18 protein-coding genes and 1 tRNA gene are annotated in these 14,674 nt (G+C 61.5%); 13 read left to right on the top strand and 6 right to left on the bottom strand.

Going from position 1 to position 14,674, the window contains the following annotated elements:
• Window positions 1–13: 13 nt before the first annotated feature.
• Together CH273_RS02290 and CH273_RS02285 are read left to right on the top strand one after the other, a co-directional pair.
• Window positions 14–580, top strand: coding sequence for a TetR/AcrR family transcriptional regulator (locus CH273_RS02290; RefSeq protein ID WP_032396064.1), 567 nt, complete (start codon window positions 14–16; stop codon window positions 578–580).
• Window position 581: 1 nt separating this feature from the next.
• Window positions 582–1,070 carry an FBP domain-containing protein gene (locus CH273_RS02285; protein ID WP_032396063.1) on the top strand — a complete coding sequence of 163 codons (489 nt, stop codon included), beginning with the start codon at window positions 582–584 and terminating at the stop codon, window positions 1,068–1,070.
• 143 nt (window positions 1,071–1,213) lie between these two features.
• Here CH273_RS02285 and CH273_RS02280 read toward each other — a convergent pair whose 3' ends face one another.
• Both CH273_RS02280 and CH273_RS02275 read right to left on the bottom strand, forming a co-directional pair.
• Entirely contained in the window at window positions 1,214–1,867 is a 654-nt protein-coding gene (locus CH273_RS02280) for a hypothetical protein (RefSeq protein ID WP_032396062.1), read from the bottom strand.
• A 30-nt stretch (window positions 1,868–1,897) separates the two neighbouring features.
• The gene (locus tag CH273_RS02275; RefSeq protein ID WP_032396061.1) at window positions 1,898–2,425 is read right to left on the bottom strand and encodes a hypothetical protein; all 528 of its coding nucleotides are present in this window, start codon (window positions 2,423–2,425) and stop codon (window positions 1,898–1,900) included.
• A gap of 92 nt (window positions 2,426–2,517) precedes the next feature.
• Here CH273_RS02275 and CH273_RS02270 point away from each other — a divergent pair, with 92 nt between their 5' ends.
• Window positions 2,518–3,327 (top strand): alpha/beta fold hydrolase, encoded by an 810-nt coding sequence (locus tag CH273_RS02270; protein ID WP_032396060.1) that lies wholly within the window; start codon window positions 2,518–2,520, stop codon window positions 3,325–3,327.
• Window positions 3,328–3,417: 90 nt separating this feature from the next.
• Window positions 3,418–3,678, top strand: a complete 261-nt coding sequence (locus CH273_RS02265) for an MbtH family protein (RefSeq protein ID WP_008710007.1) — start codon at window positions 3,418–3,420, stop codon at window positions 3,676–3,678.
• A gap of 10 nt (window positions 3,679–3,688) precedes the next feature.
• On the opposite strand, the gene CH273_RS02260 is transcribed toward CH273_RS02265, so the two are convergent.
• Window positions 3,689–5,152 (bottom strand): threonine/serine exporter family protein, encoded by a 1,464-nt coding sequence (locus CH273_RS02260; protein WP_032396059.1) that lies wholly within the window; start codon window positions 5,150–5,152, stop codon window positions 3,689–3,691.
• Between the two features lie 92 nt (window positions 5,153–5,244).
• Between CH273_RS02260 and CH273_RS02255 the strand changes: the two genes are divergently transcribed.
• A tRNA-Thr gene (locus tag CH273_RS02255) sits at window positions 5,245–5,319 on the top strand.
• Between the two features lie 57 nt (window positions 5,320–5,376).
• On the opposite strand, the gene CH273_RS02250 is transcribed toward CH273_RS02255, so the two are convergent.
• Both CH273_RS02250 and CH273_RS02245 read right to left on the bottom strand, forming a co-directional pair.
• Complete coding sequence (locus CH273_RS02250; RefSeq protein WP_032396058.1) at window positions 5,377–6,606, bottom strand: tyrosine-type recombinase/integrase; 1,230 nt, start codon at window positions 6,604–6,606, stop codon at window positions 5,377–5,379.
• Window positions 6,599–7,195 (bottom strand): helix-turn-helix domain-containing protein, encoded by a 597-nt coding sequence (locus tag CH273_RS02245; protein ID WP_052049695.1) that lies wholly within the window; start codon window positions 7,193–7,195, stop codon window positions 6,599–6,601. Before CH273_RS02245 ends, CH273_RS02250 begins: the two co-directional genes overlap by 8 nt.
• Window positions 7,196–7,306: 111 nt before the next feature.
• Between CH273_RS02245 and CH273_RS02240 the strand changes: the two genes are divergently transcribed.
• Both CH273_RS02240 and CH273_RS02230 read left to right on the top strand, forming a co-directional pair.
• On the top strand, window positions 7,307–7,495 hold the full coding sequence (locus CH273_RS02240; RefSeq protein ID WP_032396057.1) for an excisionase family DNA-binding protein: 189 nt from the start codon (window positions 7,307–7,309) through the stop codon (window positions 7,493–7,495).
• 379 nt (window positions 7,496–7,874) lie between these two features.
• Window positions 7,875–9,029, top strand: coding sequence for a DUF3631 domain-containing protein (locus CH273_RS02230; protein ID WP_143546165.1), 1,155 nt, complete (start codon window positions 7,875–7,877; stop codon window positions 9,027–9,029).
• A 1,203-nt stretch (window positions 9,030–10,232) separates the two neighbouring features.
• Here the strand turns inward: CH273_RS02230 and CH273_RS02225 are convergent.
• On the bottom strand, window positions 10,233–11,144 hold the full coding sequence (locus tag CH273_RS02225; protein WP_179275404.1) for an LppP/LprE family lipoprotein: 912 nt from the start codon (window positions 11,142–11,144) through the stop codon (window positions 10,233–10,235).
• A gap of 294 nt (window positions 11,145–11,438) precedes the next feature.
• Between CH273_RS02225 and CH273_RS02220 the strand changes: the two genes are divergently transcribed.
• The 6 genes from CH273_RS02220 to CH273_RS02195 all read left to right on the top strand — a co-directional run bounded on the left by CH273_RS02220 (window position 11,439) and on the right by CH273_RS02195 (window position 14,656).
• Window positions 11,439–11,678 (top strand): helix-turn-helix domain-containing protein, encoded by a 240-nt coding sequence (locus CH273_RS02220; RefSeq protein WP_032396054.1) that lies wholly within the window; start codon window positions 11,439–11,441, stop codon window positions 11,676–11,678.
• Between the two features lie 174 nt (window positions 11,679–11,852).
• Window positions 11,853–12,158 (top strand): WXG100 family type VII secretion target, encoded by a 306-nt coding sequence (locus CH273_RS02215; protein ID WP_143546164.1) that lies wholly within the window; start codon window positions 11,853–11,855, stop codon window positions 12,156–12,158.
• A complete protein-coding gene (locus CH273_RS27565) occupies window positions 12,046–12,447 on the top strand; it encodes a WXG100 family type VII secretion target (protein WP_082322523.1) in 402 nt (133 codons plus the stop codon). Before CH273_RS02215 ends, CH273_RS27565 begins: the two co-directional genes overlap by 113 nt.
• Window positions 12,444–13,760: an HNH/ENDO VII family nuclease gene (locus tag CH273_RS02205; protein WP_143546162.1), complete on the top strand. Its 1,317-nt coding sequence runs from the start codon at window positions 12,444–12,446 to the stop codon at window positions 13,758–13,760. The genes CH273_RS27565 and CH273_RS02205 overlap by 4 nt, the downstream gene beginning before the upstream one ends.
• The gene (locus CH273_RS02200; protein WP_032396052.1) at window positions 13,757–14,149 is read left to right on the top strand and encodes an ankyrin repeat domain-containing protein; all 393 of its coding nucleotides are present in this window, start codon (window positions 13,757–13,759) and stop codon (window positions 14,147–14,149) included. The genes CH273_RS02205 and CH273_RS02200 overlap by 4 nt, the downstream gene beginning before the upstream one ends.
• 39 nt (window positions 14,150–14,188) lie before the next feature.
• A complete protein-coding gene (locus tag CH273_RS02195; protein ID WP_082322522.1) occupies window positions 14,189–14,656 on the top strand; it encodes a YbaB/EbfC family nucleoid-associated protein in 468 nt (155 codons plus the stop codon).
• Window positions 14,657–14,674: the final 18 nt, after the last annotated feature.

Genomic DNA, 14,674 nt, shown 5'->3' with positions numbered 1-14,674 from the left:
CGAGGAGGCCGACATGGCACGCGCAGGATTGACCGCGCAGCGCATCGTGGCAGCAGGAGCGGATCTGGCCGATGAGGTCGGCTTCGATCGCGTGACTGCCAGCGAGATAGCCAGACGCTTCGACGTGAAGGTGGCGAGCCTGTACTCGCATCTGAAGAACTCGCACGAGTTGAACGTCGGGATCGCGCTGCTGGCGTTGGAGGAACTGGCCGATCGGGTGTCCGAGGCCCTGGCAGGCCGAGCGGGCAAGGACGCTCTGGTTGCCGTCGCCGACGCGTATCTCGACTATTCGCGCGAACATCCAGGTCGCTATGCAGCGACGCAGTTTCCGCTCGATCACGAGACCGCTCTCGCGAGTGCGGGCGTGCGTCACTCGGCGATGATGAAGGCGATTCTCCGCGGGTACGACCTCGGCGAAGAGGATCAGGTGCACGCAGTTCGATTGCTCGGCAGTGTCTTTCACGGCTACGCGAGCCTCGATGCGGCCGGCTCGTTCGCTCACAGTGCCCCCGACTCGCAGCAGTCCTGGGTCCGCATCCTCGACGGAATCGACACACTCTTACAGCACTGGAGGCAGTGACATGGAACCGATCTCCGAACGCGACATCAGGTCGTCGTTCGTCAACTCTTCCAAGGGCGACGCCGGTCGGCTCTCCCTTCCCGACATGTTCGACGCTGTGCCGTGGGACGATCTCGACTTCTTCGGTTGGGTCGATCCCAAGCTCGCCGGGAGGAGCTACATCGTCGTTCCTTCGCGAGATCGCCTGCGTGGAATCTCGTTGCGCTACAAAGTCGGTGGGCCGCGAACGGCGCAGATGTGCAGCATCTGCCTCACCACGCACGCCAACGGCGGAGTGTCGTTGATGGCTGCCGCGAAAGCAGGCGAATCCGGCAGGCGCGGCAACACGGTGGGCACCTACATCTGCTCGGACCTCGCCTGCTCGCTCTACGCGCGCAAGAAGAAGACCCCGGCGCTGGGCCGTCAGTTCAAAGAGGACTTCGACGTCCCGACACGAACCGCGGCAGTCGAAGACAACATCGCCGCGTTTCTCGCTCGGGTTCTCGATTGATCAACTGATGGTGGGACCGCGCGCCCCGATCGACGACTGCGCGCCCATACTCTGATGTGAGTAGGGGCGCGCAGTCGGCAAAAAGGGTGTGAGGTCCTGTCGGAGATAGGACCGGTCGACGTCATTCGCCGACAAGACCGAAGTCAGTCCTTGTTCTTCTCCGCGATGAACAGCTTCTCGATGCGCTCCGCCTCGTCCTTCTTTGCGGCGGCTTCGTCGGAACGCTCGGCGGCCTCGGCCAATTCGGCCTCGGACGGCGCAGCGGCCAGCTTCTCCTGCTTGTCGACCTGGGCCTGCTGAGCCTTCTTGCGATCCTCGGCGGCCTTCGCGGCGGCAGCGGCCTGCTCGTCGGCCTTCTTCTTTTCCGCAGCGGCCTTGCGCTCGGCGTCCTGAGCGGCCTCGCGCTTGCGTTGCTCGGCCTCCTGGCGGGCGTCACGTGCGGCTTCCTGAGCGGCGGCGTCGGCTGCGCGGCGATCCTTCTCGGCCGTCTCGCGAGCGACCTTCAGTTCGTCGTCGGCCGCGGCCTTCTTGGCCCGAGCCTCGGCGTCGAGACGTGCTGCCTCGGCGCGGTTCTCGGTGCTGTCGACGAGGGTCTCGCCGCGGTCGGCGAGGCTCTTGTCTCCCAACAGGTTTCCGACGGCGCGGTCCAGCGATCCGAGCGTGTGCTCGTACACCAGACGCGCGGGTGCTTCTGCGTTCATCTTCTCGACGACGTTGGTCTCGATGAGCTGCAACGGAATTCGGGCGATCTTGTACTGGATGCGAAGGATGGTCAGTGGTATGGCTAAAACGCTCATGAAGCGAAACTCCTGGTTCGAGGTAGTGGTTCAGGCCTGGTTGCGGAGCTCTTCGGCCTTCTTGCGATCGGCTTCGGCCTGACGAAGGGCTTCCTGGTGCTTCTGTGCGGCCACCATCTCGTCGGAATCGGCCGCGGCCTGCTCGATGCGACGGTCCTCGTCGGCCTCGATCTGTTCGGCGGTCGCGTCGAGCTCGGCTGCAGCGCGCTCCTGCGCCACTACCTCACGCTTCTCCTGTTCGGCGGCTGCGAGCTGAGTCTGGCGAACCCGATCGGCGTTGGCTTCGGTGACCGCGGCGTTCTCTTCTGCGGCTTCCCGACGGCTCTCCGCTGCGGTGCGCACATCGGCCAGCTCCTCGGCGGCCTCGGTGGCCTGCGCCTCGGCGACCCGCTCCGTGGCATTGGCCTCCTTGCGCTCGCGGGCCTGCGCGGCCTGCAACTGGCCCTCGGCTGTCAACGAGTCGTTGCCGGTCACCGCACCCGCGACCTCTTTGGCCTTGCCCTTGATTCCGTCGAGCAGTCCCTTGCGTGCTTCGCCCGCTACGTTCTCGTCAGTCATGTAACACCAGGTACCCACTGGCTGTTCGAGTAACCCCACGTCGGTATCGGACGATACGATCCCCGACGGACGAATCAGCAGTAAGGAGACGTATGCCAATCGCCAAGATCAACGGCATCGACATCAATTACCAGGTCAAGGGCAGTGGAGACCTGGTCGTTCTCGTCATGGGCACCGGCAGCCCCGGTCGTGTGTGGGAGCTGCATCAGGTGCCGGCGCTCACAGCAGCGGGCTACCGGGTGTGCACGTTCGACAATCGCGGCATCGCTCCCTCGTCGGAGAGCACACACGGCATCACCATGAAGGACATGGTCGCCGACACCGCCGGTCTGATCGAGCTCGTCCGCAACGGTGACGAGAAGGCCTACGTCGTCGGAACGTCGATGGGCTCACGCGTCGCGCAGGAGCTTGCGCTGAGCAGGCCCGACCTGGTTCGCAAAGCGGTGTTCCTCGCCGGCCACGCGCGGGTCGACGAGTTCCAGAAAACACTTGCACAGGGTGAACGAGCCCTCTACGACAAGCGCGTGGAGCTTCCCGGCACCTACTCTGCTGCGGTGACCGCGGTGATGAACCTGTCGCCCGCGACGTTGCGTGATTCTCGCGGGGCGCGTGACTGGCTGGACCTGTTCGAGTTTTCCGCGTCCTCACCGTCTGCCGGAGTGCGCGCTCAGCTGGGCATGGAGGACGATTTCGATCGAACTGCCGCCTATCGCGGGGTGGCGGTGCCGTGTCTGTCGGTCGGATTCGCCGACGATCGGATGATCCCGCCTTACTTGGGCAAGGAGTTGGCCGACGCCATTCCCGGTGCCCGGTACGTGGAGATCGCGGACGCCGGGCATTACGGATATCTCGAGCGCCCCGAGGCCGTCAACGCCGAACTGCTCGGCTTCTTGAAGGCCTGACGGCACCACGGCCCGACCTGCGTTGCTAGGGTCGTGTGGCACCTCACGGTGCAGACTTACCAACCAAACGTTCGCGACGAGTGAGGCGAGATGAGTACCAACCCGTTCGATGACGAAGACGGACGCTTCTTCGTGCTGGTCAACGACGAAGACCAGCATTCGCTGTGGCCGACGTTCTCCGAGGTCCCTCAGGGATGGCGTGTCGTCTTCGGTGAAGACACCCGCGCCGCGTGCCTGGAGTACGTCGAGAAGAACTGGACCGACATGCGTCCGCGCAGCCTGCGTGAGGCCATGGAGGCCGACGCTGCTGCACGCGCATCTGCTGAGGGAACCCCCAGCACCGAGGCCTGAGCTCCGCCTTCTACGAAGGACTCGTACCGCGCCGCCGACGAACTGTCGGTCGGCGCGGTTCTTCTGTGCGGCGGAGCGTCGGGCGCAGTAGTTCCTCGGTGCGCGCGAGAATGCGTGGTCGACGCAGGGTTCGGGCACCCCACTCACCCAGTGTCACACCCGCGGCCAAACCGCAGCCGACGCCGAACGCCGCGAACAACGAGCTGATACCGAGCAGTAGCTGGTCGTTGAGGATCGCGTACAGACCGCGATACAACGCCAGGCCGGGGAGCAGCGGAGTGATGCCCGCGACGGCGACGATCAGCGGCGGAATCAGCGCACGACGTGCCAACAGACCACCTGCGAATCCGACGACGGTAGCGGCGATGGCCGAGGCGATGATCGGTCCCACATTGAGAGTCTGCGAGAGCAGATACACCAGCGAGCCCGCGAAGCCGCCCATGAATGCAGCGGTCAACGCACGACGTTCGGCGTAGCAGGCCAATGCATAGAACAGCGACGCTGCCGCGCCGGCGATCACCTTGGTGGGGACCTGCAGGATGTCCGGTGGGGCCAGGTTGCTGATCTGCGGTAGATCGCTGCCGATCAGCGCAGCCAACCGCAGAGATGTCGCGACGCCGGCGATGATGCCGCCGGTCATCATCAGTACCTCGAAGAATCTGGACACCGCGGTGATCGGTGCACCGGTGATCGCGTCCTGCACCGAGCCGACGAGCGAGAGACCCGAGAGCAGCACGATCACACCGGCCGCGATGATCTGCGACGGCGAGATGTCGATGTTGAGTTGATCCTGGAAGTTGTAGAGGGTGATCGCCGGTGTCGCAGCCACGAAGCCTCCGACGACCTGCTGGAAGAAGAACGGCAGGCCCGCGCGGTTGAGTACGCGCCCAATGCGGTCGATCACCATCGTCGTCAGGAAGCTGACCACAGCAACCAGCGCGCCACCGCCGAGCAGCACACTGATGGCCGCGGCCATCCCAGACCACGCCAGAGTCGCAATCCACCGGTTGTACGGGTGCGGAGCCTTGGTGATCTCGTCGAGCCGCTCGAGCGCCGCACTAGGCGGCACCATCTTCACGCGCACGGCGCGGATGAGACGGTCGACCTCGGCCAGCCGCGTGAAGTCCATCGATCGGTAATGCACGATGCGCATCGTCGACGCCGGGGGACGCGTCGGGCCGCGGTGCGCACTGAGGGTGATCGAGTTGTACGTGACGTCCACATCGCACCGTGCGAGGCCGTACGTCGCGGCGATGAACTGCACCTGAGTCGCGGTATCCATCGCTGCCGTGCCCGAGGCCAACAGAACTTCGCCGACGCGAACCGCGAGATCCAGGACCTCCGCAACCGACGCATCGTCGGTCAGATCGATCGGACGAAGGGGCGACGGTGCTGCGGTCGGTGTATCGATGGTGGCCCGACGCTCACCGGTGAGACGGCTCAGCGAAGCCGTCAGGTCTTGCAGGAAAGTCATGACCGTCTTTACACGTTGCTGGGGTGATCCACCGACAAGGTACCTGTTGACACTGAGCGTCCGATGAACGGATATGATTGCCTCGCTTCACTGCCTCCTTAGCTCAGCGGTAGAGCACTCGCCTTGTAAGCGAGCGGTCAACGGTTCAATCCCGTTAGGAGGCTCCACTCAAGAAGGCCCCTGACCAGCAATTATGCGAGTCAGGGGCCTTTCTGGTTTCCAGGCTAGATTGCCGAGTTGTCACGACTTGTCACAAGTCGTTCCAAACTCGCTGCAGCGAGGGCCAAGGCGTCATCCTGAGAGTGCGCGTAGGTACGCATCGTGAAGGCCGAATCTGCATGCCCCAGCCAAGCCGAAATGACGGCAATGGGGACCCCTTGAAGGTGCATCAGGGTGGCGCATGTGTGCCGAGCATCGTGCAGTCGAATCGGGGTCACGCCTGCCGACTTGCAGACGGCTTGCCAGTAGTTCGAGACGGTGTCCGGGTGGTACGGCTGGCCGCTCTCGTCGCAGACAACGTGGGTGCCGGGACCGTAGGCCTCGCCGAGCGCCAGACGCTCCCGTTGCTGCTGAGTCCGTGCTTGCTTCAACGCTTTCGTCAGTGCTGGAGTCAGCGGAAGACTCCTGGTCGACCTCTCGGTCTTGGTCTCACCCTCGACCACCTTGCCATTCACTGAAACCCGGTTGTTGGAAATCTGCACCCGACCAGCGTCGAAGTCGATGTCGATCCATCGCAGTCCACACACCTCACCTCGCCGGAGGCCAGATAGCGATAGGTGCCACGCATGCCCGTTGCGGTCTGCGTTGGCTGTGGTCAACACGGTCCGAACCTCGGCCTCGGTGAAGGTCTTCATGGCCTTTTTCGTCCGAGGCATCCGGTCGACCAGTGCAGCCACATCGCGGACCAACATGCCTTGCTTCACCAGGCCGGTAAGGACCGCGCTGATCGTGTTGATCATGGGATTCACGGTCTGTGGCCCCCAAGGCCGGCGCGGCTTGCCCTTGCTGTTCGGCAGCGTTCCGGCTACCAGCTCGTTGATCAGTGCATCGATATGAGCCTTGGTGACCTTCTGGACAGGCAGAGACCCGTACTTCTGCCGGAACGGAGCAAGGGCGTGACGTGACGCGCTGAGTGTGGTCGGGCGTACCCGGCGGCCCATCAGCCAGTTCTCGCATGCCGTGTCGACGGTCAGCTCCGAGGATGAAACATGGGTGCCTCGAGCCACCTCATCGAGCACGCGGGCCAGCACTGCCCGTGCTTCCTTCTCGGTGTCGTACCTCTTGCGCGTCTGCACACGCTTGACCTTGATTGAGTGCGTGCCGTCCTCGTTCTGGACTGGGATCTCACGCGTACCGGCGTCGACGGTGACCTGATAGCGGGCCACCTTCTTACGGGTCGTCCGGTCGGTGACCATGTACTTCGTGATCTGAGGCGGGAGCTGCTGCCTAGCCATCAGAGTCCACCGTCCAGCCCTTTTCGCGCATCTGGCGCGCCAACTTAGTGAGATTCGACTTGATGGCGGGGACCATGAAATTCATCTGGACCGTAGGCGGGCCGGTCGAAATTTTTGGTTCGTCTCCAACTCTAACGGGCTGACTTGATGTGGGCAGATCGTCGTCGAACTGCATCTGACGCATGCGGGCCAGAGTGCGAGATGCTTTGAGCCGAGCGATCTCTGGCGACGGATACTCCTCTAACGGGTCGAGCGGGATCTCTCCACCGAACCACCGCACACCGTCGATGGCCGACAACTCGAGACCCGGAGCTACCTCCACAGGGCCGTCGGGAACGTCGCGGTAGACCAGCGAGATTGGCGGGACACCCAGTGCCAGAGCAAGTCTGACGATGGTCGAGACGGACGGCATGGTCTTGAGTCGCTTGTACTCGATGTTGGAGACGATAGAGCGTGGAAGTCCTGCTGCTTCGGCGAGCTTGGCCTGAGAGAGTCCAGCGGCAGACCTCAGGTCCTTTAGATCATTGCCGAGCCTCTCTGCCGACCGCTGCTCCCATTCGGACCACTGCTGTTCCGTCAGTTGCATCATGAGGATGCAATATACGCCAGGTATTGCATTATGTCGATAGGGCTGGTTGAGTCTCACTGGGATGCAATCGCACCCCGTTTTCGTATCTAGAGGAAACATTGGGAGAACGTCATGGCACATCTACTCCAGACGGACCAGGCGTCCAGTCGACTCGGCATCAGCCGCAGCAAGCTCTTCGGGCTAATTCAGTCGGGCGAGCTGCCGTCCGTGAAGGTCGGAAAACGCCGACTGGTTTCCGATTCGGCCATCGATCAGTTCATCGAGAAGCTTGAGGCCGAAGCCAAGCGAACGAACGCTTGAGCAAAACGAGAACCGTCCCGCTCCTGATCCTCGGTTGCAGCCGAGGGAAGCGGGACGGCCAGAACGCCCACCTTGAAAGGCAATTCAATGATTCATTCTAGTCCGCTGAGCCCGAATGAGTACGAGCAGCACGCAACTCGCCTCCTCTTGGCCGCAGTGATGTCCGGCCGACGCTTCGTTGTCAGTGCTGTGTTGTCCTCAATCAAGGCGCGCCGTCCCCATCATTGGATGAATGGACTGATCGTCAAGGAAATGGAGGCCAAGGGCTTGCTCCGGCACGCGGGGTACGGCGGATCGCGCTTTCCATTGGATAGGGGCAAGCCCTCGAATCTTTGGATCTGCAACGGGAGCATGGCCCGGATCAGGGCAATGAATCTACTTGCGGCAGACGGGAAGGGCCGAGATGCCCGCTGAGTGCTCGACGAGCGAATCTGACAATGTCCTTGCTGAAGGCGCGACTCAGGACGAAGACTGCAGCGGGCGGGCGATTCTCGACGACGTGCACTCTGCAATCGGCCGCTACTGCCAGCTGCCCAGCGCCGAAGCCCTGGACGCGGTTACTCTCTGGGTTGTTCACACCCACGTAAGCGACGTCTTCGACTTCGCACCTCGATTGGTAGTCCGCAGCCCCGAAAAGCGTTCTGGCAAAACGCGCTTGCTGGAGATACTCGCAGAGCTCGCTCACTCGCCACTGAGGACCGTGAACGCGTCCGTCCCGTACATCTTCAGATCGCTGAACGAGCCTGGCGGACGCACATTGTTCATCGACGAAGCCGACGCTTTGTTCGGCACCCGCAACAAGGCAGACCAGCACGAGAGTCTTCGCGGCCTCTTGAATGCCGGATTTCAGCGCGGCCTCACCTACGGTCGAATGTCGACCGAGATGCTTCCAGAGGAGTTCGACGCGTTCGCGCCGGCCGTCGTGGCGGGAATTGGCCGGATGCCCGACACAATCGAGGACCGTTCCGTCATCATCCGAATGCGAAGGAGAAAGGACTCGGAAGCAGTCGCTCCGTTCAGGATTCGCCGTGACCGGCCGGCGCTCGAGGTGATGAAGGACCGGATCGCTCTTTGGGCTGTGGACGCCGCCACTCGATTGATGGACGCTCAGCCCGACATGCCGGTCGAAGATCGTGCAGCGGACGTTTGGGAGCCCTTAGTTGCAGTCGCGGACGAGGCGGGCTCGGACTGGCCGTCGAGGGCTCGAAAGGCAGCTCTTGCTTTGACTGCGCAGGCCGAAGTTGACGACGTAGAGGCGAACAAGACACGCATCCTGGCGGACATCCGAGCCGTGTTCGAAGGTAATCCGACAACATATTTCTTCAAGGCAGACGATCTTTGTGCGGCTCTGATGCGTCTGGATGAGTCACCCTGGGCGGATAGGTCGCTGAGCCCATCGAAGCTGGGGCAACAGCTCAAACCTTATGGAATTCGTACTTCGCATAATGCCGACAAGTCTGGACGAGGGTACCGGATTGTCGACTTCCGGGATGCGTTTGAGCGGTACATCCCGGTCCTTACTCCGGAGGCATAGCGGGTTAAACAAGGGGCAGGCTGGGAGTGACTGCGAAGGTAGCGAATCACCTGACGGTTGTCCGTCAAGCTGTCTTGCCCATGAACGACGAGATCCTATGGCGTCCGGTTTATCGCTGGCCGGACGCCATAGGACACCTTAGGACGCCTTTTAGGGACCCCACCAAACTTGGACCAGCGTCCTTCAGGGGCGAGTGGCACATCAACCGAAAGATTGTCCTTTCTCTTCGCTGTGCTTCTTCGCACTGCAAGGCCCGGGACATAGGGGTTGCCTGGGAGAAAGTGGGAACTCGCCGCGGTGAGCGATGAATTGGCGATCAAAAACAACTTCAGCCAGGTTGTCTTAGCTTCGTCGACGAAACGCTGACTCAAGGAACCGAGTTCGGTTGCGGTGCCACTGGAGTGGTCGCATGATTGATTCCCCGTTATGTAGGTCGCCAAGCTGTGGAAGGCAGCCCGGGTTGTCCAACATGTGCGCGGTGGAGACGGTTTTGGGTACAAAGTCGATCATCGTCGTTGTGGGTGTCTAGCTGGCATTGTTTCTTATCGATCTTAGCTATGGGCCCGCGTACCGTAAAGGTGTCCCAAGTCGTTGACCTGCTGATCTCTGGACGCCTTCAAGGTGAAATAGCGAAGTGGACCTGACTTTGTCCGTCCCAAAACTGTATGAACTGAACCTAGTCCACGACCATCAAGTGTCAGAGAGGGGCACCCTGCAATTTCTGCGGCAGGACTCCGCTGGTGCGAGCCTTCCGGTCCGAAAGGGAAGTGAGAGAGATGAAGTGAGTATTGATCCCTGCCCTGGCGGTATAGTCATGAGTGCGACGGGTTTGCTTCACTGGTTACTGCAGGAACAAGCAGAAGCGGTCTGAGAGGTTTTGCAATCCAGGCTGTGGATCGTCTGTCTGCGCACCTTTTCTCAACACAGCGGTTTCACAAGCGTGATGTCCGAAGGTGTGATGTTTGATCAGTAGGCAATCGCTGGGTCTATTTCCTTGCCCGGGCGGGGGGGGGGCCAGTTCGTAGGACGGTATTGCTCTGCCAGGTAGTCGGATGGCGCACTGGTCTCTGGCTGGCTTGGGTTGCCTATTGCTTGAGCATATTGCCTGCGATGATTGATCTGGCCGTACGCGGCTGTAACGCCAGTCCTCTTTGTGCGGCCATAGGGTGTCGATCTGGAAGCTCCGAGGAGATTGATCCCTCCTCATCTCAGCTCTGGTGGAAGGAGATCGAGCATCTCGACAGCGGAGCCATTCCATTGATAGCGGACAGGGGTGGTCTCCCCGTCAGAGCACGCATTGCACGACTGGCCGGTTCGGTATGTGAGGGTCACCGTGTCCGATTCTCCGGTGCGTACGGCCAGATCGGTGAACGGCAGTGCCTCGTAGGTAGCTGTCCCCTGAAAGACGCCCCGGTTGAACATCAGCGCGTGGGATGGCGAGCTGCCAGTACCACCCTCAATGGACACGACGACAGCCGACAACTCGGCGCATGGGTCAAAATTGCTAGCTAGCGGAACATCTGACCATGATCGTCCGGTAATTGGTTCGGGGCCGAGTTTCGCCAGGCCACCAGCGATGGCCTCCTGTTCAGCGGCAACGCCGCATTCGGAAGAAGGTTCCTGCGCCTGCGCGCTTGTTGTCGTTCGACCAGACAGGGGCGATACCGGCTGCCGAGGCGACCCCGTGGTCACCGAGCGAGTTCCGGCCGAACATTCTTGTGCGAGGACGTCACGGAAGCGCGGGTAGGGACCCTCGAAGTACATGCTGCTGACCATCGATGAGCCGCTGAATACTAGGTCGTTCGGAAGTTCGAGGACGTTGGTCACCGTCGCGGGTAGGTCAATGCTGATCACGTTGGCGTTCTGATCTACGTCCAGCTCTTCAGCAACGACGCGGTCGCCTTGCTCCACATACGCCGAATAGGACCCTTCGACTTGGCTGCTCGGACCGATGCTGACATTGACTGTCGGACTAACTCTGGCGGGGTCTGACAGGACTAGAAGAACGGAGAGTTGCTCACGTCCGTTGAACCACCCAGACGTGGGTCGCGGCACAGTGTCGACGAATGATACGGACAGATCGATACCCGACTGGTCGAACCTGGAGAGCGTCATGTTTTCGGCCACCTGGGACGTTGTCGTTCCCCCAGGAGCTCCTGTGCAGTTCACTGTGCTGGGGATGCTCAGGCTCGGTGCCTGGTCACTCGTCGCTCCACAACCCGCCACGGCCGCCGCCGATACGACGGCCACGCCAAGCATTGCGCCAACCCTTTGTCGCGTAACCCCTACAAATCTGTTGCCGCTGCCACTTGAGCTACCCAACGCCTGATCCCTCCACTGTTCCGCGATCTACATCGTGAGCTATATCCGATTTTGGGATATTTGGTTACAGGGCGATGCCCTTGTCCCGTGGAGAAATCGATCTACTCAGCCGAGTACAGGCAGCTCTGCCTGAAGCTCCGCTCGCTGAGGGTCGAAGCCGGGCTGACGCAGGTCACTGTGGCGGGAAGCCTCGGCGTTCCACAGTCGTTCGTCAGCAAGTACGAGTCCGGAGAGCGAAGGCTGGACGTGATCGAGCTCGAGCACGTCGCCCGGGCACTCGGTACAACGGCGTCCCAAATCTTGTTGGCCCTCAAACCGAACGTCTGAGTCGATGTTCGACTTCTGAGTCTCGTCGGAGGGGAATCGCCCGTGTCGCCTATGTGCGTCGCAACACCGTGGAACCGAACCGGCCCACCTGGCGTCTGATGCAGTAGCGGTCTTCGCTACGAGGACGCTGTCAATGACAGAAGTTGTCAGGTCAACGTGGGGGTGATTGGTCCGATGACAAACGAGCTCTTCGTAATGAGCGGCGAGTTGTTCGACGCGTCTCGTCAGATGGACGGCAAGGCTGACGACATAGCGCAGGGGGTCTCGGCTCTAGCTAGATCAGTCGATGACTTGATGGTTGGCGGATGGGAAGGTACTGCGGCAGCTTCCTTCGACTCAGCTTGGATGGACTGGCGGATCGGTGCCGATGAAGTCGTCCAGGCACTTCGCGATGCGGCTGAGAATTTGCAGTGGGCTGCCTCGGAGTATGACGCTCAGGATGCGCAGACCGCGTCCGAGATCGCTGCCAAGGGGCGCTGAAGTGCCCCGGCACAAGATTGACCTCGAACAACTGCAAGTGACCATCGATGCAGTAACTAAGTTCAGCTCCGCAGTCGACTCGGACCTCGAGCGTATGTCCGTGGTCGTCGAACAGATGCAAGTGCACTGGAACGGAGATGCCGCCGCAGCTCAACTGGAAGCCCACAGTCGGTGGGTTGCCGGTGTCGCACGAATGCAAGAGGCCCTTGAGGATCTTCGTCAAGCTGCGCGCACCGCACACGGCAACTACCAGGGCGTCGGCGACATCAACACCCGGATGTGGCCGTGAGCCCACCGATGGTCTGCGTTCCCGACGACTTTCTGACTGCCGCCGATGGCTTCCTACAGGTACATGAGGAAATGAGCGGCCACGTAGTGCAGCTGGGAAGCGTCCTGAAGTCGTCGGGCGGAATGGCTGGTACGGACAGCGCGGGCACCAAGTGGAGCTCTGCGTACGACCCAGCAGCGTTCGATGGCATGGATGCTGCCTCAGCACTTGTCATCGGCGCTGGCCAAATGGCAGACCTACTCAAGGCTACCGGGATCAACCATCAGAATGCCAACGACCAGTCCGTCATCGGTGTCAACCCAGCCTCGATTGCTGTGCCCAGCGATTCGGTACCGATATTCAGGGTTCCCAGCTTCCCTGGGGCTTATGGCGGCACGAGCGACGCACCGCTGTGGTGGGGTCCAATTTCGTCATACGTCCAGGGCGAGGTTTGGCCGAACGGGCATCAGGACCAGCTGCGGGTAGCCGCTGAGGCGTGGCATCTCGCCGGACTCGGGTTGACTTCTGCGGCCATGCACGTTGCGGGTGTGAAGCGGTTGATCGAGGCGCAGCAGACTCCTGAGGCCCCTCAGGTGATCGAGCAATGCACCGTCTTCGTTCGGCAAGTATCCGCAGTTGCGGATCAGTTTGAGGTGCTGTCATCGGCCTGCAGCGCCTACGCGGACTCGATTGACACGGCGCATTCGGAGATTTTGGCTGAGCTGAGTGAGCTCGCCGTGGCCACGGTCGCAGTCGAAGCGGTGGCAGTGATCGCCTCGTTGGCCACGGCCGGTATCGCTGCGGCACCTGCTCAGACTTTGGTTGCGGCAAGGCTGACCGTGGCCGGGGCACGGATCGCATCGACAATCAGAACCTTCACGGTCGCGGCCGAGGCATCGGCGCTCCCCGCCGTGTCGGCCGCCGGAGCGCTCGCCAGAACCGTGGACGAACTGACGCCGTTGCTCTCGGCCCGTGCCATCATGTTCGCAACCGAAGCCAGTGGCGTGATTCCCGACATCGCCGGCATCGACATAGCTGGATCGCGACCCTATCTACGCATAGGCACCAAGGACCAGATCAGGGACAACGCCAGAAGGACAGCAGACGGAGATTTCATCGACCCGAACACTGGAGCGATCATCCCGAAAGACGGCCCCTTCCACTACGGGCACAGGCCGGGCAACGAGTGGTGGCGTATCCAAGAGCAGGCCCGTCGAGAAGGCTGGACGCGGCAAGAGCTCAACGACTACTACAACAACCCGAACCTCTACGACATCGAGGACCCGGCATCGAACATGAGTCACCGCTTCGAACTACCGAGAGAAGGACAATGACAGACCGTGACGGCAGGATCCCGCTTCATTACGCCGCAAAGGACAACGACCTACAAGCAGTCCACACCGAGCTCGCTGCGGGGGTGGATGTGAACGCCACCGACAAACTCGGGTTCACTCCCCTTCACTTCGCGGCCCAGGAGGGTGCAACTCAAGCCGCAACCGCGCTCATCGAACGTGGTGCTGAGGTCGATGCAGCGAACGCCTACGGCAACGCGCCTCTTTGGGTCGCACTGCTGAGCCCATCGGGAACTCCGGAGATGCTGGAGCTGCTCCGGGCGAGCGGCGCGGACGTCAACCGACCGAACAAGTCTGGGCGGTCGGCACTCGATGTTGCGCGCATTCTCGAAGACAGCCCAGTACGCCAGGTATTTTCGGATCTTCTGTGAGGTTGCAGCGTTTGCAGAACGAGGAAGAGGAGCATCTACATGTCCGAAAGCGACCTGACCCCACAGGATCGGGTGCGTCAGGAGGTCGAATCCCTACGAGCAGCAGCGGCACATGTCCAGGCTGAGGTTGCGGCCCTACGAGGTCGAGCAACGTCGCCATCACGTTCGGTAGTAGTTGAGGTAGATGCGTCAGGCTGCTTACGCGACCTGGGGCTGACCCCAAATGCGATGCGCTTGCAGCCTGAGGAACTGTCGAACTTGATCGTGGCCACGTTGAAACGAGCTCGGGAGGATGCTCAGACTCAGTCGGAGAACAAACTTGCAGATTTGGGTGCCAACAAATATCTGAACGACGCGGCAGCATTCGTCCGAGAGTTCACGGGTGAGGCAACCAGACCGCAGACTGGCGAGCGGCTATTCCCCGCCCATGAGAATGAGCTGAGCTGGCTTCAGGAACGTGGTGGATCGATTTTCGACGCGACAGAAAACCGGACAACCGGTAGCTGAAACGTTGCACTGACCCCA

It is taken from the genome of Rhodococcus sp. 05-339-2, assembly GCF_002258965.1.
In the GTDB taxonomy this organism is placed as follows: domain Bacteria; phylum Actinomycetota; class Actinomycetes; order Mycobacteriales; family Mycobacteriaceae; genus Rhodococcoides.
The sequence above is the reverse complement of the archived record's forward strand: the minus strand, read 5'-3'. Positions and strand labels throughout refer to the sequence as shown.